Raw genomic sequence first — 22,336 nt, 5'->3', positions numbered from 1 at the left:
CCCGTCACATCCGGGCCCGTACCCGGGGCGGTACGCCGTCCCGTGCCGCCGCCAGCCGACGGGCCCAGAAGACGCGATCGGCCCAGCGGGTCTCCCGCGCGTGGACGATCCGGTGACCACGGACGTACGCCGCACGCGCCCGCCGCACCCCGTCCTCGTAACCACCCAGAGCCGCCACGTCCCCCCGCAACCACGCATCCACAGCCTCCCCGGCGCCCATCCCCGTGTACAGGGCGGTCAGGACACCCTGCGACGAGAGCGGATCGAAGGCGACCGCCGCGTCCCCGGCCGCGACCCAGCCGTCCCCCCACACCCGGTCCAGGAACACACTGTGCGCGGGCGCCCTCCGCAGCACCGCCGACGCGACGAAACCATGAGGCTCCGCCCGCCGCCCCACATGGCGGGTCGCCAGAAGACGCGGTCGCAACTCCTCCGCGGTACGAAGAGCGGCCGACGGCAGATCGGCATCGGTGAAATAGGCCACCAACCGACGCCCCCCGGACAGCGGCGCCGTGTACCACCAGCCGTCCCCGTCCGACTCCACCAGCGAACAGCCCTCGACGGCGCCCGGAGCCGGCCCGAGGACCAGACACAGGGCGGCCAGCCGATCGCACGACCGCCGCCGCGCACCGCGCCCGACGGCCACCGCGGCGGCCCGTCCCGTGGCATCCACCAGCCAGCGACAGCGCACCGTACGGTCACCGCTCGCGCCGCGCAGGACCAGGACCCAACCGCCGTCCGGCCGACGGACCGGCCGGCGCACCGCGGCGTTCTCGACCACCTCGGCCCCCGCCGCACGCACCGCGTCACGCAGCCGCCCGTCGAACACCTTCCGGTCCAGATGCCACCCATGGCCCCGCGGATCGTTGAGAAAGTCGACCGCCCGCAACTCGGACGAACCCCAGGCCGACAGGTTCGCGTAACAGGGCAGATGCCCGGAGCCCAGCACCCCGCCACCGGCCCCGAGGTCCTCCAGCAGCACCGCACCGGCGGACACGAGCGCCTCCCCGACCTTCGGCGGGCCCGTCCCCGCGTCCGCCAGCAGAACCCTCCGGCCCGCACGGGCGAGCGCGAGCGCCGCCGCGCAGCCGGCCGGCCCACCACCCGCGACCACCACGTCGAACCCGGCGCCGGGACGCACGCCCAGGGAACGACCGAGGGACGGCGCGCCGCTCACAGCCCCGCCGCTCACAGCCCCTCGGCTCACAGTCCCTCGTGGAACGGGTCGAGCCTCTCGTCGTAACCGGCGGAGATCTCCTCCTCGGTGAACCGGGTCTCCGCCACAGCCCGACGCACCGCCTGACTCACCAACGCCTCCTCCACCGCCTCCGCACCAGGACCCTCCGCCGCCCACGTACCCGCGGCGGCGGACAAATGCGGGAAAGCAGCCTGAGGCACCTGGAGATTGACCAGATTGCGCGTATCCGGCGCGGCATCGAACGGCGCAGCGGGACGGGACTCCACCGAAATCCTCTCCGGGAACGCACCGTCCCCCACGGTGTACGCGCGCTCCTCGACGATGCCGAACTTCGGCCAGTCGGTGATCATCTGATTGGTCTGCTGCGCGACCGTACCCACGAGACCGCGCAACCAGACCGCACGCCGCTCGAAAGCCGTCGCCCGCACACCGTCATCACCCGGCGGCGGCGCCGAGTTGACGACCGCGAAGTCGTCCTCCTTCAGCACATGATTGGGCACATGGGCGGGCCAGAACGTCGGCAGATACGGACTGTAACGAGGACCCAGATTGCCCAGGACCTCGTAACCGGAACGGCAGCGCGCCGCATCCGTCTGCCAGGGAGCCGCCATCCACCGAGTGAGGTCCCCCGGCCCCTGGGCGTACGTCGGGCCGTTCGGCGCGAGCGCCTTCTCCGGGGTGAGCGACACCCCGTAATCGGGCTCGGAGGCGCCCGCGGCACGCTGCCGGATCCGAAACGGCTCCGTGTACATGGTGCTGCGCCGGATCGGCCAGGTCACCTCACTGCCCGGGTGGAAGGCGTCGGCCGCGCAGTGCTCCAGCGCCGCGCGGTCCAGCAGTCCCGGCTGCTCGGCGACGGGGGCGTCGTCGACCTCCGGATACACCGTCCGCTCCGTGCCGGGCGTGAACTTCCCTTCCGCCCAGCGCTCCATCATCCGGTCCTGGGTCGGGGACAGCAGCAGATAGTGCCGTACGGACGGATGAGCGGCCGTGGCCATCGCGTCGCCGTAGACCCACGGCCACGGCAGCGGGGAGGTCCCGTCCCGGTCGTAGTTGCGCAGCGCGATGTACACCTGACGGCGCAGCTCCCGGTTCCGGTCGGACGCGTCGGCGAGACGGCTCAGCATCGCCGGAGCGAGGAAGTCGTGCGGGCCCTTCCAGCCGAATTGAGAGGCGAAACCGTGATTGACCCACTGGAGATCGCAGAACCGGCGCAGGACGGGCTCGATGTCGTGCGCGAACGAGACCTGCGGTGGGGGCTGCGTACCGCCGAAGAACACGTCGTGGAGCAGGTCGTACAGGGTGCGCACGCTCTTCGTGTTCGGCGCGTAGTCCGGAGGGCCGACCACGACCCAGGCGGGCGTCGCCGTGAGCGTGCGGCCCTGAAGGGTGACGGTCGCCGTCACCGGGCCGTCGGAGGTGTCGTCGTACCAGGTGTCGTTGTTGGCGACCCCCGTCGCCGGCTGGTTCGCGTAGGACTTGGACGTACCCATGCCGCCGAGCACCAGCAGACGGCCGTCGGACTGGGCGGAGATCTCCCCGAGGTAGACCGTCCTGTCCATGATCTTCCCGGAGTCGAACTTCCGGGTCTCGGCGGCGGACGCGAGGACGGTCCGGCTTCCCGGATCGTTGACCAGCTTCTTCCGGTTGGCCCCCACGACACCGGCGTTCCGCAGGCCGTACTGCGCGGGCGCCAGATTCTTGCCCTCGGGGATGTCGAGCGCCACATGGAACTGGTACCAGGCGGCCTTCTTGTTGGCGAGGTGCACGGTCCACGCGACCTCGGACACACCCCCCTCGTTCAGCTTGAGCTCCCGCACGACCTCCCCGGCCGCGTTGTAGCCGTACAGCCGAAAACGCGCCGCCTGCCTTTTGACCGCCCCGGCCGCGTCCTTGTAGAACCCGGGCTGCTCGGGCACCCGGTCGGGCGACTCCGGGCCGACGAAGAACTCCGCGGCGCTGTTACCGACGCGGGCGATGCCGATCGCAGGGTGGATCTTCACCCGCACGATGTTCTGATCCATTGAGGGCCTCCGGTCTTCTTCTCCGAAGGCCACCATTGGTGCGGCAATAGTATTTTCGGCACTGACGCCCCGGGTGAGAGCACAGCTTCACGCGATCAGGCCAAGACGGGTCCGCCGGCTCTGTCAGTGCTTGGGGCCTATGCGGGCGTCCATGAGAGCGACGGATGCGCGCTTGGCGACGGAGATGTTCTGGACGAGACGGCTCTGCCTGACTGGTTTCCAGTCGACGCCGACTTTGTCGAGAGTTTCACCGAACAGCCGCAGGATGTCGGCGGAAGCGTTGGAGAAGAAGTAGCGGGGGTACTCGTACCGCTTACGTTCGCCGCCGATGTTCTTCTCGGTCCAGTTGGTGATGCGGCAGCCATCCGAGTGGATGAGCCCGCGTATGAACTCCCATGGGTGCTCGTCCACGATGCCCTGTTGCCAGGCGACGAGTTCGATCTTCCGTTCGTGCTTCTTGCCGGGGCCGTGCTGGGGGAACAGGCAGACAAGGTGCTTGAAGTAGACCTTGATGTTCTGGCAGCCCTTGCGGCGCAGGCGACACGTGGCGTTGTGCGGGAAAACGGCCCTTAGGGCAGCTTCCGCCGCGTCTTGCAAGCCGGCCACGCGTTGTCCAGCGTGAGCATGAGAGTTGGCACCTTGTGCTTCACGTAGTGACTGATGTGGCCGTCGCCGAGGTACAGCCCTAGCAGGTAGGCGTAGGCGGGGCGGTCGAGTGGGCGGTTGTCGCAGACAGGACAGAGCAGCGAGGGGCGCGTAGCAACAGTCTCACCGCACTTCCGGCGGTCTTCGTGGCGCCACCAGCTAATTGTTCCGCGCGGTACGTTCAGACGTTTTGCCACGGCTCGGTTCGTCAAGCCTTGCCTCAACAGGGCAAGTGCTTCTTCGCGTATCGACGGTTCATGCTGCTCCATGAACGGGAGCTTCGCTGGATCTTCGTCGCGCCGAGCGGAATCGAAGACACGTTCACCGGGAAGGGTGAAGATCGTTGGCTAGAAGGCCAACCTTAGAATCGAAGGAAAAGTGCCCCGGGTGGGATTCGAACCCACACTGTATGCTGTTTGAGAGCATTGCCTGCTGCCGTTGGGCTACCGGGGCTCACGGAATCAAAGGTTTTGCCAGACCCGCTGCGTGACCACAATACCGCAGCTCGGTAGGCTCATGGGGAGCAGCATCCTGTCTGGAACGAGGAGCCCCCCGTGACCGCCCCCGAGTCGCCCCAGCCCGCCGACGATGACGACAAGTCGCACGTCCCGCCGCTGACGACACGTGTCGTCATCGCTGAGGACGAGGCCCTGATCCGTCTGGATCTGAAAGAGATGCTGGAGGAGGAGGGGTACTCCGTCGTCGGTGAGGCCGGTGACGGGGAGCAGGCTGTCGCGCTGGCGCGGGAGCACCGGCCCGATCTGGTGATCCTCGATGTGAAGATGCCCGTTCTGGACGGGATCTCCGCGGCGGAGAAGATCGCGGAGGAGTCCATCGCGCCGGTGTTGATGCTGACCGCGTTCTCGCAGCGGGATCTGGTGGAGCGGGCGCGGGATGCCGGGGCGATGGCGTATCTGGTGAAGCCGTTCAGCAAGAGTGATGTGGTGCCGGCCATCGAGATGGCGGTGTCGCGGTTCACGGAGCTGCGGACGCTGGAGCGGGAGGTCGCGGATCTGACGCTGCGGCTGGAGACGCGGAAGCTGGTGGACCGGGCGAAGTCGGTGCTGCAGACGCAGTACGGGCTGACGGAGCCGGCGGCGTTCCGGTGGATTCAGAAGACGTCGATGGACCGGCGGATGTCGATGCAGCAGGTGGCTGAGGCCGTCATCGAGGACGCGGCGGAGAAGAAGGCGGGGAAGGGGCAGTAGCCCTCTGGCCCCGTACGTGACCTGGTTCCGTACGCGAAGAGGGCCCGCCCCCGGTCATCGGCCGGGGGCGGGCCCTCTTCGCGTACGTAGGGGTCAGTCCTCGCCGAGGTAGGCCTTGCGTACGGATTCGTCGTGGAGCAGGGAGTCGCCTGTGCCGGACAGGACGATCTTGCCGATTTCCATGACGTGGCCCTGGTCGGCGAGGGAGAGCGCGGCTTGGGCGTTCTGTTCGACGAGCAGGATGGTGGTGCCCTGTGACTTGAGCTCCACGATGGTTTCCATGATCTTCTGCATCATGATCGGGGAGAGGCCCATGGAGGGTTCGTCGAGCATGAGCAGTTTGGGCTGGGACATCAGGGCGCGTCCCATGGCGAGCATCTGCTGTTCGCCGCCGGAGAGGGTGCCGGCTGCCTGCTTCCGTCGTTCGCCCAGGATGGGGAAGAGGTCGTAGGCGCGCTGGATGTCCTTCTCGATGCCGGCCTTGTCCGTCCGCAGGAACGCTCCGAGCTGGAGGTTCTCCGTGATGGTGAGCCGGGGGAAGATGTGCCGGCCTTCGGGGGAGTGGGCGAGTCCGAGGGCGACGATCTTGTGCGCGGGGACGGTGGCGAGGGGCTTTCCGTCGAAGACGATCCGGCCGCCCGAGGGCTTGAGGAGCCCGGAGAGGGTGCGCAGGGTGGTGGTCTTGCCGGCGCCGTTGGTGCCGATGAGGGTGACGATCTGGCCGGCTTCGACGCTGAAGGAGATGCCCTTGACGGCTTCGATCTTGCCGTAGGCGACTTTGAGGTCCTCGACCTCCAGAAGCGCGGTCACTTCGCGTCCCCTTCCGTACCTGTGGTGCTGGTGGTGCCGGTGTTGCCCGGTGCGTCGGTCACCGTGTCCGCTGCCTCGGCGGCTGCCTCCGCCGCTTCGACCGCGGCGACTTCTTCGCCGCCGGGGGCGCCTTCGAAGGGGGTGCCGAGGTAGGCGGCGATGACGCGTTCGTCGCCCTGGACGGTCGAGGGGGTGCCTTCGACGAGTTTCTCGCCCTGGACGAGGCAGGCGACGCGGTCGCACAGGTTGAAGATGAACCGCATGTCGTGCTCGATGACGAGTACGGCGATGCCCTGGTCCCGGATGGCGAAGATGAGTTCTTCGGTGACGCGGGTTTCCTGGGGGTTCATGCCGGCGGTGGGCTCGTCGAGGAGGAGCAGGCCGGGTTCGGCGGCGAGGGCGCGGGCGATTTCGAGCTTGCGCTGTTCGCCGTAGGGGAGGTTGCGGGCGAGGTGGTCGGCCTTGTGCTGGAGGCCGATGAATTCGAGGAGTTCCATGGCGCGTTCGTGGGAGGCGGCTTCGGCCTTCTTGAAGCCGGGGCCTCGCAGGAGCGCGGACCAGAGTCCTTCTTTGGTGCGGGTGTGGCGTCCGACGAGGACGTTTTCCAGGACGGTCATGTTGGCGAAGAGCCGGATGTTCTGGAAGGTGCGGGCGATGCCCGCGTTGGTGACGAGGTGGGGCTTGGGCGGGAGGACGGTGCCCTTGTAGGTGACGGTGCCCTCGGTCGGTACGTACAAGCCGGTGAGGCAGTTGAAGAAGGTGGTCTTGCCGGCGCCGTTGGGGCCGATGAGTCCGACGATCTCGCCCGCGTTGACGTGGAGGTCGACGTTGCGTACGGCGGTGAGGCCGCCGAAGCGCATGGTGACGCCGGTGGCGTCGAGGACGCTGGTGGTTGTGGTCGCGGTCGTCATGTCGTTCACGCCCCCGCCTTGGCGACGCCGGCGCCCGCGCCGGCGGTGTCGTCCGGTACGTCGAGCTGGTCGGTCTCGTGGAATTGGAGCTGTGCCCGCCGGTTGGCGATGAGGCCTTCGGGGCGGAAGCGCATCAGCAGGATGAGGGCGATACCGAAGCCGAGGAGCTGGTAGTCCTGGAGGAACTGGAGCTTCGCGGGGATCAGGTAGAGCAGGGACGCGCCGATGAGGGGTCCGGTGATGGTGCCCATGCCGCCGAGGATGACGGCGGCGAGGAGGAACGCGGAGTTGGGCGGCACGGGGCCGGCGAACACGTACATCTCGGGGACGACGGTGTGCTGGACGTGTGCCTGTACGGTGCCGGCGAGGCCGGCGAGGGTGGCGCCGAGGGCGAAGGCGATGAGCTTGACGCGGAAGCCGTTGATGCCCATGGCGGTGGCGGCGGTCTCGTCCTCGCGGATGGCCACCCAGGCGCGTCCGATGCGGGAGTCGCCGGCCCGGCTGAAGACGACCACCACGAGGATCATGGCGAGGAGCATCAGCAGGTAGTAGTTGGCGTAGGCGCCGAGTTCGAAGCCGAGGATGGTGTGGGACTCGCCGAAGTTGTACCCGAAGAAGTTGAGGTCGGGGATGTTCGGTACGCCGTTGGGGCCGTTGGTGATGCGGGGGCCCGATACGCCGTCGAGGTTGCCGACGGCGATGCGGAAGATCTCTCCGAAGCCGAGGGTGACGATGGCGAGGTAGTCGCCGCGCAGCCGCAGGGTGGGTGCGCCGATGAGGACGCCGAAGATCAGGGAGACGACGGCGCCGGTGAGGACGGCGGCCCAGAAGGGGAAGTGGACGTCGAAGACGGAGGCGGTGGTTCCGGAGACGAGGGCGGCCGTGTAGGCGCCGACGCCGAGGAAGGCGACGTATCCGAGGTCGAGCAGTCCGGCGAGGCCGACGACGATGTTCAGTCCGAGGGCGACGGTCGCGAAGATGAGGATGTTGACCGCGATGAGGGTGAACTGGTCGGTGCTCTGGGTGAAGGGGAACGCGGCGGCGGCGACGAACGCGGCCGAGACGGCGATCAGGCGGTACTTGGCGGTGAGGCCGTTGATCCGCGCGATGAGGCCGGCTTTGAAGAGGGCGGTGGCGGTGAAGCCGACGGTGAGCAGGTAGCCGGTGAAGAGTTCGGCGTACTCGGTGTCGATGCCGTAGGTGAAGACGAAGAGGCCGAGGGCGAAGGCGGCGACGATGATGAGGATCTCTGCCCAGGAGGGGAGTTCCTTGGGCCGCTTGGCCTGGCGGGTGTCGTCGGGCAGCAGGTGGGCGGCGACGACGGGGATGACGGTGACGACGGCGGCGACGAAGCCGCCGGGGTCGAGGTTGACGAGTCCGCCGAGTTCGACGGCGATGGCGATGACCGTGAACCAGGTGGTGGCGAAGGCGCCGAGGGCGAGCAGTTGGAGCGCTTTGGTGGAGCCGGTGGGGGTGAGCCAGGTGAGGCCCTTGATCCCGAGTGCCGAGAGCGCGAAGAGCGCGATGAGCACGCCGGCGGTGAGGGTGAGGAGCTGGAGGCCGCCGGGGTAGCCGTAGACGGTGAGGTCGCCGGGGAACTCGGTGGTGTAGGTCCAGGAGAGGAAGGTGCTGGCCACGGTGGCGATGCCGCCGATGAGGGCGAGCGCGCGCAGTTGGGTGGTGCGCTTGGCGTCGGCCGGTGCCGCGGCGGGGCTTTTGGTGGTCGTGTCAGTCGTGTCTGTCTTGTCAGTCATCGGTTTCACGCCCGATCCGCGACGCGCTCACCGAGCAGGCCCTGTGGCCTGACGAGGAGTACGACGATGAGAAGGACGAACGCCCAGACGTTGGCCCACGCGCCGCCGCCGAGCTGCTGCATCCCGGGGATTTCTTCGATGTACGCGATCGACATGGCTTCGGCGAGGCCGAGGACGACTCCGCCGACCATCGCTCCGTAGATGTTGCCGATGCCGCCGAGGACCGCGGCGGTGAACGCCTTGAGTCCGAGGAGGAAGCCCATCTCGAAGTTGATCTGGCCCTTGTCGAGCCCGTAGGCGACGGCGGCGACGGCGGCGAAGGCGGCGCCGATCGCGAAGGCCATGACGATGATGCGGTCGGTGTTGATGCCCATGAGCTTCGCGGTGTCGCGGTCCTGGGAGGTGGCCTGCATGGCGCGTCCGCTGCGGCTCTTGGAGACGAAGAGGCCGAGGGCGATCATGCACAGGGGGGCGAGGACGAAGAGGAAGGCGTCGGCGCGCTGGATGTAGAGGTTGTCCGTGATGTGGAAGGACTCACCCTTGAATTCCGGGAAGCTGATGGCCTTCTTCGCGTCGGGGTAGAACGCCCAGATGAGCTGCTGGAGGGCGATGGAGAGGCCGATCGCGGTGATGAGCGGGGCCAGTCGTGGGGCGCCTCGCAGGGGGCGGTAGGCGAAGCGTTCGGCCGCGGTGGCGACGGCCACCGAGGCGAGGGCGCCACCTACGATCATGAGCGGTATCGCCACCGTCAGGGAGGTTCCGCTGGGGAGCCAGGTGTAGGTGGTGAGGGCTCCGAAGCCCCCGATCATGAAGATTTCGCCGTGGGCGAAGTTGATGAGCTGCACGATGCCGTAAACCATGGTGTACCCGATGGCGATCAAGCCGTAGAGGGCACCGAGGGCAAGGCCGTTGGCGAGCTGTTGCGGCAGTTCGTTCACCGCAGGGCCTCCGATGAGCGTGTCGGATATGACACCGCGCGAGGGCGCTGTTGCGCCCTCGCGCGGTTCGGTCGTCTGTGGGGTGTGGCGGAGTGATCAGTCCTGGAACGTGGCGCTCTTGACGTCCTTCCAGGCACCGCTCTTGACCTCGTACACGGTGAGCTGCTTGTTGGTGGTGTCGCCGTACTGGTCGAAGGCGACCTTGCCGGTCACGCCGTCGAAGGTGACCTTGCCGGTGGCGGCGAGGACCTTCTCGCGGGCGTCGTCCGGGAGCTTGCCGTCGTTGTCGGCGACGACGGCCTTGACGGCCTGGATGATGGTCCAGGCGGCGTCGTAGGAGTAGCCGCCGTAGGCGCCGTACGGGTCCTTGTAGCCACCGGCCTTGTAGTCGGTGATGAACTGCTTGGCGGTGTCCAGCTTCTCGACGGGGTAGCCGATGGAGGTGGCGTAGTCGCCGTCGTTGGACTCACCGGAGGCGGAGATGAAGTTCGGGTCGTAGATGCCGTCGCCGCCCATGGTGGGGACCTTGGCGCCCGTCTTCTTGATCTGGTCGGAGAGCAGGCCGCCCTCGGGGTACTGGCCGCCGAAGTAGACGGAGTCGGCGCCGGTGGACTTGACCTTGTCGGCGGTGGCGGAGAAGTCGGTCTCCTTGACGGTGACGTGGTCGGTGCCGACGACCTTGCCGCCGAGGCGCTTGAACTCCTCCGAGAAGATCGCCGCGAGGCCGGCGCCGTAGGTCTGCTTGTCGTCGACGACGAAGACCTTCCGCTTCTTGGCGTCGTTGTAGTAGTACTGCGCGGCGAACTTGCCCTGGACGACGTCCGTGGCGGCGGTGCGGAAGTAGGAGGCGAAGGGGCGCTTCAGGTCGCCCTTGGCCCAGTTGTCGCCCTGGGTGAGGGCGGGGTTGGTGTTGGCGGGCGACACCTGGACGAGCTTGGCGGTGTTGAAGACGCCCTGCATCGACTGGGCGACGCCGGAGTTCAGCGGGCCGACGGCGCCTAGGACGTCCTTGTCGCCGACCAGCTTGGTGGCGTTGGCCTGACCGGAGGCCGGGACGGCCTGGTCGTCGAGGGATTCGATCTTGAACTCGACGCCGGGGACCTCGTTGTTCTTGTTCGCGGTCTTGATGGCGAGGTCGACGGAGTTCTTGATGCCCTGGCCGAGAGCGGAGAGCGAGCCGGTGAGCGGCGCGTCCACGCCGATGACGACGGTGGTCTTGTCGCTACCGCTGTTGCTCTTGCTGTCGTCGCGGGAGCCACAAGCGGTGAGTGTGAGCGCACCCGTGGTGATCACGGTGGTGAGCATGAGCAAGGAACGGTGTCGCACGGTGAGTCCTCTCCCTGGCGCGGCCTCCTCTGCTGAGGTGCCGTTGCGTTCGCCGGACTGTACTGGTGCGTACATATGAGCTGATGCTCACACCGGCGGCGCGGTGACTGGGCGTGACTCTAAGCCGAGGTGAGGGAGGTGGGGAGCAGTGGGGTCAGGATGTGACTGTCTTGTTATGCCGAGACCAACACCAGGTGGGTGCATTTCGCGTGTATCCGGATGTTCCGTGCTTTCCGATTTTCGACCACATCGTGAGAACCCGCAGTTCCGCTAAGGGACTTGGGTGCTTTTTGGTGCTGACGGCCGGATCGGGCAGAGGTGGAGAGGGAAACGGGCAGCCGGGCGTTCCGCGCGGGCAGCGTGCGGAACCCGGTTCACCTGGTTGTTACACAGGGTGATGGGTGGCGCCCCCGGTCGTACGGGTGCTCCACCGGGGGCCGGGAGGGGTTACGGCGGCTCGCGCCAGTTCTCCGTACTGCCGGTGGCGCCGCCCCGCGCCGCGCACTCCCGCTTCGCCGTACGGTCGACGAGGGCCCGCGCCGCGGTGGCGCCGTGGAGCGCCAACTCCCGGCGGGCGGCGGCGACGACGGCGTCGTGGATCACGTACTGCTCGTTGGACAGCCCCTTCTGCTCCCAGTCGAGACCTGCCCATTCACCGCCGTTCAGCTCCTCCTTCGCCCAGTACGAGACGAGGGCGGCGCAGAGTTCGGCGGGCGTGGTGCGGTGCGGGGACGGGGTGTTACGGGCGGAGGGCGCCGAGGTTGCGGAGCTGTTGCCGCCGCCCGTGCAACCGGTCAGCGCCAGGGCCGCGATCAGCGCGGCGAGGGCGATCGGCGGGGCCGGTGCGGGCGCGCGGGCCGACCGGATCCGTGCGGGGGCGTTCCGCCCGCCCGCACCGGATCCGCGCCGTCCGCCCGAGGCCATGGGGGCACGGTAGGTGGTGCTACCGGTCCGTACAAGGGGTCCTTCGAGGCCTATCGCGGCGCGCCGGCGCCGGCCTCGGCGGCGGGTCCTGCGGCGGCGGGTCCTGCGGGTCCGTCCGGGGCGTCACGGAGCAGACAGGTCAGCCGGGCGGTGCAGACCCGCTTGTCGTGGTCGTCGGTGATGACGATCTCGTACGTCGCGGTGGAGCGACCGCGGTGGACGGGGGTGGCGACGCCGGTGACCAGGCCGCTGCGCGCGCCGCGGTGGTGGGTGCAGTTGAGGTCCACGCCGACGGCGATTCTGGTCGCGCCGCCGTGCAGCATCGAACCGATCGAGCCGAGGGTCTCGGCGAGCACGGCGGAGGCGCCGCCGTGCAGCAGGCCGTACGGCTGGGTGTTGCCCTCCACGGGCATGGTGCCCACAACGCGCTCCGCGGACGCCTCGACGATCTGTACGCCCATCCGGTCGCCGAGGTGCCCGGCGGAGAAGAGCGCGGGCAGGTCGACGCCCAGCGCGGCGTATTCGTCGAGGACGTGCTGCGGGAACTTCACAGTGGTCTGCTCACCCATGGGCCAGGCTCCGATCGGCTGCGGTGTCCGCTTGTGTGTGCGGTGTACACCGTCCTGTGTATCAGATGGCTGAGCGAACGCTTAGGCCCTGACCTGCCCGTCCCGTCCCGCTCCTGTCCCGTCGGGGTCCTGTCCGACGGGACAGGACCCCGACGGCTCTCACTCGAAGCGCACGACCACGGACTTGCTCGCCGGGGTGTTGCTCGTGTCGGCGGTGGCGCCCAGGGGGACCAGCACATTGGTCTCCGGGTAGTACGCGGCGGCGCAGCCGCGGGCGGTGGGGTAGTGGACGACGCGGAAGCCGGGGGCGCGGCGCTCCACCCCGTCGCTCCACTCGCTGACCAGGTCGGTGTACGAGCCGTCGGCCAGGCCCAGTTCGGCGGCGTCCTCGGGGTTGACCATGACGATCCTGCGACCGCCCTTGATGCCGCGGTAGCGGTCGTCCAGGCCGTAGATCGTGGTGTTGTACTGGTCGTGGGAGCGCAGGGTCTGGAGCAGCAGCCGGCCTTCGGGGAGCTTCGGGTACTCCACGGGGGCGGCGGTGAAGTTGGCCTTGCCGGTGGCGGTCGGGAAGCGGCGCTCGTCGCGCGGGGCGTGCGGGAGGGCGAAGCCGCCGGGGTGGGCGACGCGGGCGTTGAAGTCCTCGAAGCCGGGTATGACGCGGGCTATCCGGTCGCGGATGGTCGCGTAGTCCTTCTCGAAGTCCTCCCACGGGGTGAGGGACCCGGGGCCGAGGGTGGCGCGGGCGAGGCGGGCGACGATGGCCGGTTCGGAGAGCAGATGCGGGCCGGCGGGCGGCAGGTTGCCGCGCGAGGCGTGCACCATGCCCATGGAGTCCTCGACGGTGACGATCTGCCGTCCGCCCGCCTGGACGTCCTTGTCGGTGCGGCCCAGGGTGGGCAGGATCAGTGCGCGGGCGCCGGTGACGGCGTGGGAGCGGTTGAGTTTGGTCGAGACGTGGACGGTGAGGCTCGCGCGGCGCATCGCGGCCTCGGTGACGGTGGTGTCGGGGGTGGCGGCGACGAAGTTGCCGCCCATCGCGAAGAAGACCTTGGCTTCGCCGTCGCGGAGCGCCTCGATGGACCGTACGACGTCGTAGCCGTGGTGGCGCGGCGAGGTGATGCCGAACTCCCGGTCGAGGGCGTCGAGGAAGGCCGGGGCGGGCCGTTCGAAGATGCCCATGGTGCGGTCGCCCTGCACGTTGGAGTGGCCGCGCACGGGGCAGACGCCGGCGCCGGGGCGGCCGATGTTGCCGCGCAGCAGCAGGAAGTTGACGACCTCGCGGATGGTCGGCACGGAGTGTTTGTGCTGGGTGAGGCCCATGGCCCAGCAGACGATGGTGCGCTTCGAGGCGAGGACGAGGTGGAGGGCCTGTTCGATCTCGGCGCGCGTCAGGCCGGTGGCGGCCAGGGTCTGGTCCCAGTCGGCGGCGCGCGCGGCGGCCGTGAACTCCTCGTAGCCGTGGGTGTGTTCGCGGACGAAGGCCTCGTCGACGGCGCCGGGGGTCTCGACGACGAGCTTGTTGAGCAGCCGGAAGAGGGCCTGGTCGCCGCCGATGCGGATCTGGAGGAAGAGGTCGTTGAGGGCGGCGCCCTTGAGCATGCCCTGGGGGGTCTGCGGGTTCTTGAAGCGTTCGGTGCCGGCTTCGGGCAGTGGGTTCACCGAGATGATCTTCGCGCCGGCGGCCTTGGCCTTCTCCAGGGCGGAGAGCATCCGGGGGTGGTTGGTGCCCGGGTTCTGTCCGGCGACGATGATCAGGTCGGCCTGGTGCATGTCTTCGAGGGAGACGCTGCCCTTGCCGATGCCGATGGTCTCCGAGAGCGCGGAGCCGGAGGACTCGTGGCACATGTTGGAGCAGTCCGGCAGGTTGTTCGTGCCGAACTCGCGGGCGAAGAGCTGGAGCAGGAACGCCGCTTCGTTGCTGGTGCGGCCCGAGGTGTAGAAGAGGGCCTCGTCGGGGGAGCCGAGCGCGGTCAGCTCCTCGGCGATGATCGCGAAGGCCCGTTCCCAGGTCACCGGCGTGTAGTGGGCGGCGGAGCGGCCTTCGGCGTCCCGGTCGAGGAGCATCGGTTCGGTGATCCGGCCCTGCTGTCCCAGCCAGTAGCCGCTGCGGGCGGCGAGGTCGGCGACGGGGTGGGCGGCGAAGAACGCGGGGGTGACCCGGCGCAGGGTGGCCTCTTCGGCGACGGCCTTCGCGCCGTTCTCGCAGAATTCCGCCGTGTGCCGGTGGTCGCCCTCGGGCCAGGCGCAGCCGGGGCAGTCGAAGCCGTTCTTCTGGTTGACCTTGAGGAGGGTCTGCGCGGTGCGCCGCACGCCCATCTGCTGCTGGGCGATGCGCAGGGTGTGTCCGATGGCGGGGAGTCCCGCCGCCGCGTGTTTGGGCGCCGAGACCTGGGGCGCGTCCTGGACCGGATCACCTGTGGGCGGCTTGCTGGCCATCGCGTTCTCCCTCGGGCATGGGTTTTTCGCGTACGGCTCCGATCCTGCCACGGGCCGCCGACAACCTTCGGCCGAGGCCCCGGCAGGGGGCCGGGCGGGGGCTTCGGCAGAGGTTCGGCGGAGGTTGGGAGACGGCTTCGCGGCGGCGCGGCGGGTGGCTCACGCGCGGCCCCGGGGGCGGGTCGGCGGGTCCTGCCGGTCGGGATTGTCAGTGGGGCGTGGCAGGATCGGACCCGTGGCTGAGACAGCATCGAAGAAGACCGCAGACAACCGTCCCCGCCTGCTCCTCATGGACGGGCACTCCCTGGCGTACCGGGCGTTCTTCGCGCTGCCCGCGGAGAATTTCACGACCGCGACGGGCCAGCCGACGAACGCCATCTACGGCTTCGCGTCGATGCTGGCGAACACGTTGCGTGATGAGGCACCCACGCACTTCGCGGTGGCGTTCGACGTGTCCCGCAAGACCTGGCGCTCCGAGGAGTTCCCGGAGTACAAGGCGAACCGCTCGAAGACGCCCGACGAGTTCAAGGGGCAGGTCGAGCTGATCGGTGAGCTGCTGGACGCGATGCACGCGGACCGGTTCGCGATCGACGGCTTCGAGGCGGACGACGTCATCGCGACGCTGGCCACGCAGGCGGAGGCGGCGGGCTTCGAGGTGCTGATCGTCACCGGCGACCGGGACTCCTTCCAGCTCATCAGCGAGCACACGACGGTGCTGTACCCGACGAAGGGCGTCTCGGAGCTGACGCGGTTCACCCCGGAGAAGGTCGAGGAGAAGTACGGGCTGACCCCGGCGCAGTATCCGGACTTCGCGGCCCTGCGCGGCGACCCGTCCGACAATCTTCCCGGAATCCCGGGGGTCGGTGAGAAGACCGCCACCAAGTGGATCAACCAGTTCGGTTCGTTCGACGCGCTGGTGGAGCGCGCCGACGAGGTCAAGGGCAAGGCCGGGCAGAACTTCCGCGACCACCTGGAGTCCGTCAAGCTCAACCGCCGGCTCACGGAGATGGTCCGTGACGTCGAGCTGCCCAAGACGCCGCAGGAGCTGGAGCGCGCCCCGTACGACCGTGCGGCGCTCAAGGGCGTCCTCGACGTGCTGGAGATCCGTAACCCCAGCCTGCGCGAGCGGCTGCTCGCCGTGGACCCGGGGGCCGTCGAGGACGAGGCCCCGGCGCCCGCCGCGGGCGTCGAGCTGGACGGTGCGGTCCTGGGCTCCGGCGAGCTGGCCCCCTGGCTGGCGGCCCACGGCGAGCAGCCGCTCGGCGTCGCCACCACCGACACCTGGGCGCTGGGCACGGGCAGCGTCACCGAGGTAGCGCTCGCCGCGGCGGACGGCGCCGCGGCCTGGTTCGACCCGACGCAGCTCGACGAGGCCGACGAGCGGGCCTTTGCCGCCTGGCTGGACGCCTCCGACCGCCCCAAGGTGATGCACAACGCCAAGGGCGTGATGCGCGTCGCCCCCGAGCACGGCTGGCGGGTCGGCGGCGTCACGATGGACACCGCCCTGGCCGCCTACTTGGTCAAGCCGGGCCGCCGCTCCTTCGCGCTGGACGCCCTCGCCATCGAGTACCTGGGCCGTGAGCTGGCCCCCGCGTCCTCCGACGGACAGCTCGCCTTCGGCGCCGACGAGCAGGCCGAGGCCGACGCGCTGATGGCGCAGGCCCGCGCGGTCCTCGACCTGGGCGGCGCGTTCACCGAGCGGCTCGGCGAGGTCGGCGCCACCGAGCTGCTCGACGAGGTCGAGCTGCCCACCTCCGTACTGCTGTCCCGTCTGGAGCGGCACGGCATCGCCGCGGACCGGGCGCATCTGGAGTCCATGGAGCAGCAGTTCGCGGGCGCGGTGCAGCAGGCCGTCAAGGAGGCGCACGCCGCGGTCGGCCACGAGTTCAACCTGGGCTCGCCCAAGCAGCTCCAGGAGGTCCTCTTCGGCGAGCTGGGCCTGCCCAAGACGAAGAAGACCAAGACCGGTTACACCACGGACGCCGACGCGCTGGCCTGGCTCGCCGCCCAGACCGAGCACGAGCTGCCGGTGATCATGCTGCGCCACCGGGAGCAGGCGAAGCTGCGCGTCACGGTCGAGGGACTGATCAAGACGATCGCGGCCGACGGCCGGATCCACACCACGTTCAACCAGACGGTGGCGGCCACCGGCCGGCTCTCCTCCACCGACCCCAACCTCCAGAACATCCCGGTCCGCACCGACGAGGGCCGGGCGATCCGCCGCGGCTTCGTCGTCGGCGAGGGCTACGAGTCGCTGATGACGGCGGACTACAGCCAGATCGAGCTGCGGGTGATGGCCCACCTCTCCGAGGACGCGGGTCTGATCGAGGCGTTCACCTCCGGTGAGGACCTGCACACCACCGTCGCCTCCCAGGTGTTCGGCGTGGAGAAGACCGCGGTCGACCCCGAGATGCGCCGCAAGATCAAGGCGATGTCGTACGGACTGGCCTACGGCCTCTCGGCGTTCGGCCTCTCCCAGCAGCTCAACATCGAGGCCGCCGAGGCGCGTGGCCTGATGGACACGTTCTTCGAGCGCTTCGGCGGCGTACGGGACTATCTGCACCGCGCGGTCGTGGAGGCCAGGTCCACGGGCTACACGGAGACGATGCTCGGCCGGCGCCGGTATCTCCCGGACCTGAACAGCGACAACCGCCAGCGCCGCGAGATGGCCGAGCGCATGGCGCTCAACGCGCCCATCCAGGGCACCGCCGCGGACATCGTGAAGGTCGCCATGCTCAAGGTCGACCGGGCGATGGAGCAGGCCGGTCTCACCTCCCGGATGCTCCTCCAGGTCCATGACGAAATCGTCCTGGAGATCGCCCCGGGCGAGCGGGAGCGGGTGGAGGAGCTGCTGCGCCGCGAGATGGCGAGCGCGGCCGAGCTGCGCGCGCCGCTGGACGTCTCGATCGGTGTGGGCGCCGACTGGGAGTCCGCGGCGCACTGAGCACGGAGGGGGCGCAAGGGGGAAAGGAGCGGGTAGGGAGCGGGTAGGGAGCACAAGCGGTCGCGGGCGGTACGGACAACTGGGCGAAGCCGAGGTGGCGAACTGGTGAAAACGGCCGACCGACCGGTGTGCTGGGGCCAGGAGTTGACATAGGGTCGCCTGAGTCCTCGCGCGGGGAGCGCGAACAGCCGTCCACGGGGAGGGGCCCGACCTATGCCAGCGCTATTCGGCAGCCGACTGCGCAGAGGCGCGACCACCACGGCCGTGGCCGCCGCCGCGATCGCGGCGCTCTCCGCGTCCCAGGCGCCCGGTGCCATCCCCACGGGTACGGGCGGGGCCCAGGCCGCCGACGCGACGCCGTCCCCCGACACCGCGGTCACCGGCAACTCCCCGTACTACACGGAGCTTCCGCCGCTCACCACCCCGGACAAGCCGGGCACCGCGATAGACCTGCCGGCCACGGGTCCGGCGGAAGCGGGCATACCGGCCACGGTCCTGGCCGCGTACAAGAGGGCGGAACAGACGCTCACGGAGGACAAGCCCGGCTGCAATCTGCCGTGGCAACTCCTCGCCGCCATCGGGAAGGTCGAGTCGGGCCAGGCGCGCGGCGGCCAGGTCGACGCGGACGGCACCACGAACGCGCCGATCCTCGGCCCGGTCCTCAACGGCGTCGGCTTCGCCAACATCTCCGACACCGACAACGGCCTCTACGACGGCGACACCACGCACGACCGCGCCGTCGGCCCCATGCAGTTCATCCCGTCCACCTGGGCGACCTGGGGCCAGGACGGCAACGGTGACGGCCGCAAGGACCCCAACAACATCTACGACGCGGCGCTCGCGGCGGGCTTCTACCTCTGCGCGGGGAACCGCGATCTCTCCGTGGAGGCAGACCTCCACCGGGCGATCCTCGGCTACAACCAGTCGCGGGAGTACCTGAACACGGTCCTGACCTGGTTCCGGTACTACAAGAACGGTACGCACGAAGTCCCGGACGGCCAGGGCGTACTGCCCGTCGGCAGCGGCCCCGGCAGCCCCACGACCACCCAGCCGAGCCCCACCCCGACACAGACCCCGACGCCCGGCACCACCCCCAAGCCCCCCGCGCCCCCCGCGTCGAAGCCGAGCAAGCCGGCCACCCCGGACACGCCCTCCGGCACGCCGTCGAAGCCGCCGACGACCGGACCCGGCACCGGCAGCCCCACGCCGCCCAAGCCCGGCGGCGGTACCAGCCCCTCCCCGGGCGACACCGAGCCCCCCGGCACACCCACCCCGAAGCCCGTCGTCAAGACGCTGGTGAAGACCGGCACGGCCACGGCCACCGCCGTGGCGGGCAGCCGGTTCACCGAAGGCGCCTCGGTCCGCGCCACGGACGCCGCCGGCAAGCCCGTCGCCGACGTGTCCGTACGGTTCGAGATCGTCGGCGACACCGACGCCCGCTTCGCACCCGGCAAGGCCGGGCTGACCATCGTCACCGGCAAGGACGGCAAGGCCACCGCCCCGGTCGTCCAAGCGGGCGAGGTGACCGGCGCGTTCACGATCCGCGCCACCGTCGTCGACAACGAGGACGTCGCAGGCGTCGACTACAAGGCGACCGTGACGGCCCGTCAGGCCGACGAGCTGGCCAGGACCGCCGACACGGCGCTGACGGCCGCGCCCGGCGCCGAGTTCACCACCCCGGTCGAGGTCAAGGCGACCTACCAGGGCGCCGCCGCGCCGAGTGTGGCCGCGACCGCCGCCTTCGTCACCTCCGCGACCGACGACACCGTCCCCGCCGACAGCCCCTACTTCAAGGACGCCGACGGCAACCCGCTGCGCACCCTGACGGAGCTCAAGACCGACGCCAACGGTGTCCTCCAGCTCCCGAAGATCTTCGCGGGCGATACGGCAGGCACGTTCCTGCTCCGTATCGGGACCGAGGGCGGCGCCACCCTGACCGTCGAGCTGACGGTCGCCTGACCCACCGCACGGGCCCGGGCCGGTGAGCGGAGGACTCCGCTCACCGGCCTTCCGGCTGCCCGGGGCGCCGCCGTCCCTCAGCGCCGGTTGTTCAGACGGCGCGTCGCCACCGCCGTCGACGGGTCCTCCGGCCAGGGATGGCGCGGATAGCGGCCCCGCAACTCCGCCCGCACCGCCCGGTAGCCGTCCTGCCAGAACGACGCCAGGTCCGCCGTCACCGCCGCGGGCCGCCCCGCCGGCGAGAGCAGGTGCACCAGCACCGGAACGCCCGCCTCCCCGGCCACCCGGGGCGTGTCCCGCAGCCCGAACAACTCCTGGAGCTTCACCGCCAGCACGGGCTGCGGCCCCCCGTACTCCACCCGTACGCGCGAACCGCTCGGCACCTCGATCCGCTCCGGCGCCAGCTCGTCCAGGCGCGCCGCCTCCCCGCTCGCCCACGGCAGCAGCCGCCGCAGCGCCTGCCCCGCGTCCAGCCGCCCCAGATCCGCGCGGCGCCGGGCCCGGGACAGCTCCGGCTCCAGCCACGCGTCCGCCCGCCCCAGCAGCGCCCCGTCCGAGACGTCCGGCCAGCCGCCGCCCAGCTCCCGGTGGAGGAACCCCAGCCGCTCGCGCAGCCCCTCGGCGTCGCGCGTCCAGCGCAGCAGCCCCAGCCCCTCCCGCTCCAGACCGGCCAGCAGGGCCTGCCGTACGAGACCGGGGTCCGGCTGCCGCAACGGGCGTACGGACAACTCCACCGCGCCCAGCCGCGCCACCCGCCTGGCCACCACCTCGCCGCCCTCCCAGCCGACCTCCTCGCCCTCCGCGTACGCGTGGCCCGCCGCTTCCCGCGCGGTGTCCTCGTCGATGACGGCGGCCAGCCGTACCCGCGCAGACGCCGCCGTGGCGGGCCGGTCCGCGACCGCCACCGCCAGCCAGCCCGCACTCCGCAGCCCCGACCCCTGGCCCAGTTCGGCCCCCGTACCCGAGACCATCAGGAACGCCCCCTCGCCCCGCGCCCGCGCGACCCGCTCGGGGAAGGCGAGCGCGGTGACCAGCCCGGCGGCGGCATCGTCGGACCCGGCCCCGGCTTTTGGACGCGCGTCTGTCACCGAGGAGGACAGCCGCCGCACCTCCTGGCGCCAGCGCGCCGCGTACGCGTCCCCGTTCGAACCCCCGCTGCCGGCCCCGCTCCCGGCGCCCCTCCGCGCCGTACGCCACGCTGCCGCCAGGTCGTCCCCGTATGCCCTCGGCGGCTCCTCGCTCAGCAGCGCCACCACCTCCGCCGCCCGGCGCGCGCCCACCTGCCGCGCGCCGTCCAGAAGCGCCCGCGCGAGCCGGGGGTGCAGACCGAGCCCCGCCATGCGTACGCCCCGCTCCGTGGCCCGGCCGTCCCCGTCCACCGCGCCGATCGCGGCCAGTACGGAGCGCGCCGCCGCCAGCGCCCCCGCGGGTGGCGCGTCCAGCAGTGCGAGCCCCTCCGCCGACGGGTCGCCCCAGCACGCCGCCTGGAGCGCGAACGCCGCCAGATCCGCGACCTTGATCTCGGGGGAGGGGAAGCGCGTCAGCCGGCCGTCCTCGGCCTGGGACCAGCAGCGGTAGACCGTCCCGGGGGCCTCGCGCCCGGCCCGCCCCGCGCGCTGCCCGGCGCCCGCCTGCGACACCCGTACCGTCGTCAGCGCGCTCAGCCCCCGCGCGTGATCCGTACGGGGCTCGCGCGCCAGCCCGGCGTCCACGACCACCCGTACCCCCGGCACCGTCAGGCTCGACTCGGCCACCGCCGTGGCCAGCACCACCCGGCGCCCCGCCGACGAGCCCGCCAGCACCGCGTCCTGCACGGCGGCGGGCGCCCGGCCGTGCACCTGGAGCACCTCGGCGCCGCACTCCCCGAGCAGCCCGGCCACCCGGCCGATCTCGCCCACCCCGGGCAGGAAACACAGCACGTCGCCGTCGCGCTCGGCCAGCGCCCGGCGCACCACCGACGCCACATGCGTCAGCAGCGCCGGATCGACCCGCATCCCGTGCGGCGGCCGTACGGGGGCCGAGGGCGGCGCCCACACCGTCTCCACCGGGTGCGACACACCGCTCGCCGTCACCACCGGCGCGTCCCCCAGCAGCCGCGCCCACCCCTGCGCGTCGGTGGTCGCGGAGGCCGCCACCAGCCGCAGCTCGGGGCGGAGCGCGGCCCGTACGTCCAGCAGGAAGGCCGCCACGGTGTCCGCGTCGAGATGACGCTCATGGCACTCGTCGAGGATCACCGCGTCGACCCCGGCCAGCTCCTGATCGCGCTGGAGGCGTTGCAGCAGCACCCCGGTGGTCACCACCTCCACCACCATGCCGCGCCCCACCGCGCGCTCCCCGCGCACGGTGAAACCGACGCGCTCCCCGACCCGCTCGCCCAGCAGCCAGGCCATCCGGCGGGCCGCCGCGCGTGCCGCGATCCGCCGGGGCTCCGCGACGATCACCCGGCGTACGGGGCCCTCCCCGAGCAGCCCGGCCAGGACCAGGGGCACCAGCGTCGTCTTGCCCGTGCCCGGTGGCGCGCACAGCACCGCGCAGCCGTGCGTGTCGAGGGCGCGCTCCAGCGCGGGGACGGCGGTACGTACGGGCAGGCTGCCGAGGATGTCGTCGCGGATCACCCGCCCAGTGTCGCCGGTGCCGCCCGTCGCTTCCGCCTCGTACCTCTTACCTCGGCGGCGTACCTCAGTCCT

General features: G+C 70.5%; 14 protein-coding genes, 1 tRNA gene and 1 pseudogene. 3 read left to right on the top strand and 13 right to left on the bottom strand.

The window, feature by feature from the left end; translation table 11 throughout:
- Positions 1 to 4: 4 nt before the first annotated feature.
- The 4 genes and pseudogenes from ACIBJC_RS31205 to ACIBJC_RS31190 form a co-directional block, all read right to left on the bottom strand.
- Complete coding sequence (locus ACIBJC_RS31205) at positions 5 to 1,177, bottom strand: NAD(P)/FAD-dependent oxidoreductase (protein ID WP_399298210.1); 1,173 nt, start codon at positions 1,175 to 1,177, stop codon at positions 5 to 7.
- Positions 1,178 to 1,203: 26 nt separating this feature from the next.
- Positions 1,204 to 3,222, bottom strand: a complete 2,019-nt coding sequence (locus ACIBJC_RS31200) for a LodA/GoxA family CTQ-dependent oxidase (protein ID WP_399298208.1) — start codon at positions 3,220 to 3,222, stop codon at positions 1,204 to 1,206.
- Between the two features lie 123 nt (positions 3,223 to 3,345).
- Positions 3,346 to 4,136 (bottom strand): annotated as a pseudogene (locus tag ACIBJC_RS31195) (helix-turn-helix domain-containing protein).
- A gap of 110 nt (positions 4,137 to 4,246) precedes the next feature.
- Positions 4,247 to 4,320, bottom strand: a tRNA-Leu gene (locus ACIBJC_RS31190).
- 101 nt (positions 4,321 to 4,421) lie between these two features.
- Here ACIBJC_RS31190 and ACIBJC_RS31185 point away from each other — a divergent pair.
- Positions 4,422 to 5,075, top strand: coding sequence for a response regulator (locus tag ACIBJC_RS31185; RefSeq protein ID WP_329826105.1), 654 nt, complete (start codon positions 4,422 to 4,424; stop codon positions 5,073 to 5,075).
- 93 nt (positions 5,076 to 5,168) lie between these two features.
- Here ACIBJC_RS31185 and ACIBJC_RS31180 read toward each other — a convergent pair whose 3' ends face one another.
- From ACIBJC_RS31180 to ACIBJC_RS31145, 8 genes are all read right to left on the bottom strand, one after another.
- Positions 5,169 to 5,885, bottom strand: a complete 717-nt coding sequence (locus tag ACIBJC_RS31180; protein ID WP_399298205.1) for an ABC transporter ATP-binding protein — start codon at positions 5,883 to 5,885, stop codon at positions 5,169 to 5,171.
- Positions 5,882 to 6,796, bottom strand: a complete 915-nt coding sequence (locus ACIBJC_RS31175; RefSeq protein ID WP_399298240.1) for an ABC transporter ATP-binding protein — start codon at positions 6,794 to 6,796, stop codon at positions 5,882 to 5,884. The genes ACIBJC_RS31180 and ACIBJC_RS31175 overlap by 4 nt, the downstream gene beginning before the upstream one ends.
- Before the next feature lie 5 nt (positions 6,797 to 6,801).
- A complete protein-coding gene (locus ACIBJC_RS31170; RefSeq protein ID WP_399298203.1) occupies positions 6,802 to 8,550 on the bottom strand; it encodes a branched-chain amino acid ABC transporter permease in 1,749 nt (582 codons plus the stop codon).
- A 5-nt stretch (positions 8,551 to 8,555) separates the two neighbouring features.
- Positions 8,556 to 9,488 (bottom strand): branched-chain amino acid ABC transporter permease, encoded by a 933-nt coding sequence (locus tag ACIBJC_RS31165; protein WP_399298201.1) that lies wholly within the window; start codon positions 9,486 to 9,488, stop codon positions 8,556 to 8,558.
- A gap of 96 nt (positions 9,489 to 9,584) precedes the next feature.
- The gene (locus ACIBJC_RS31160) at positions 9,585 to 10,814 is read right to left on the bottom strand and encodes a branched-chain amino acid ABC transporter substrate-binding protein (RefSeq protein WP_399298198.1); all 1,230 of its coding nucleotides are present in this window, start codon (positions 10,812 to 10,814) and stop codon (positions 9,585 to 9,587) included.
- 447 nt (positions 10,815 to 11,261) lie between these two features.
- The gene (locus tag ACIBJC_RS31155; protein ID WP_399298196.1) at positions 11,262 to 11,738 is read right to left on the bottom strand and encodes a hypothetical protein; all 477 of its coding nucleotides are present in this window, start codon (positions 11,736 to 11,738) and stop codon (positions 11,262 to 11,264) included.
- 50 nt (positions 11,739 to 11,788) lie between these two features.
- Complete coding sequence (locus ACIBJC_RS31150; protein ID WP_399298194.1) at positions 11,789 to 12,307, bottom strand: PaaI family thioesterase; 519 nt, start codon at positions 12,305 to 12,307, stop codon at positions 11,789 to 11,791.
- Between the two features lie 159 nt (positions 12,308 to 12,466).
- On the bottom strand, positions 12,467 to 14,746 hold the full coding sequence (locus ACIBJC_RS31145) for an FdhF/YdeP family oxidoreductase (RefSeq protein WP_399298192.1): 2,280 nt from the start codon (positions 14,744 to 14,746) through the stop codon (positions 12,467 to 12,469).
- Positions 14,747 to 14,981: 235 nt separating this feature from the next.
- On the opposite strand from ACIBJC_RS31145, the gene polA reads away from it, so the two are divergent.
- Entirely contained in the window at positions 14,982 to 17,690 is a 2,709-nt protein-coding gene (gene polA / locus ACIBJC_RS31140; protein WP_399298190.1) for a DNA polymerase I, read from the top strand.
- Positions 17,691 to 17,903: 213 nt separating this feature from the next.
- Positions 17,904 to 19,649 carry a lytic murein transglycosylase gene (locus ACIBJC_RS31135; protein ID WP_399298188.1) on the top strand — a complete coding sequence of 582 codons (1,746 nt, stop codon included), beginning with the start codon at positions 17,904 to 17,906 and terminating at the stop codon, positions 19,647 to 19,649.
- A 77-nt stretch (positions 19,650 to 19,726) separates the two neighbouring features.
- On the opposite strand, the gene hrpB is transcribed toward ACIBJC_RS31135, so the two are convergent.
- The gene (gene hrpB, locus ACIBJC_RS31130; protein ID WP_399298186.1) at positions 19,727 to 22,264 is read right to left on the bottom strand and encodes an ATP-dependent helicase HrpB; all 2,538 of its coding nucleotides are present in this window, start codon (positions 22,262 to 22,264) and stop codon (positions 19,727 to 19,729) included.
- Positions 22,265 to 22,336 lie beyond the last annotated feature (72 nt).

Origin of the sequence: Streptomyces sp. NPDC050509 (assembly GCF_044457965.1) — a bacterium.
GTDB lineage: Bacteria > Actinomycetota > Actinomycetes > Streptomycetales > Streptomycetaceae > Streptomyces.
This window is presented reverse-complemented; position numbering and strand designations above follow the sequence as displayed.

Bases quoted from the DNA above. Each gene is read 5' to 3' on its own strand.
- ACIBJC_RS31155 (WP_399298196.1), bottom strand. From the start codon at position 11,738: ATGGCCTCGGGCGGACGGCGCGGATCCGGTGCGGGCGGGCGGAACGCC.
- ACIBJC_RS31145 (WP_399298192.1), bottom strand. From the start codon at position 14,746: ATGGCCAGCAAGCCGCCCACAGGTGATCCGGTCCAGGACGCGCCCCAG.
- ACIBJC_RS31150 (WP_399298194.1), bottom strand. From the start codon at position 12,307: ATGGGTGAGCAGACCACTGTGAAGTTCCCGCAGCACGTCCTCGACGAA.
- ACIBJC_RS31200 (WP_399298208.1), bottom strand. From the start codon at position 3,222: ATGGATCAGAACATCGTGCGGGTGAAGATCCACCCTGCGATCGGCATC.
- ACIBJC_RS31135 (WP_399298188.1), top strand. From the start codon at position 17,904: ATGCCAGCGCTATTCGGCAGCCGACTGCGCAGAGGCGCGACCACCACG.
- ACIBJC_RS31170 (WP_399298203.1), bottom strand. From the start codon at position 8,550: ATGACTGACAAGACAGACACGACTGACACGACCACCAAAAGCCCCGCC.
- ACIBJC_RS31175 (WP_399298240.1), bottom strand. From the start codon at position 6,796: ATGACGACCGCGACCACAACCACCAGCGTCCTCGACGCCACCGGCGTC.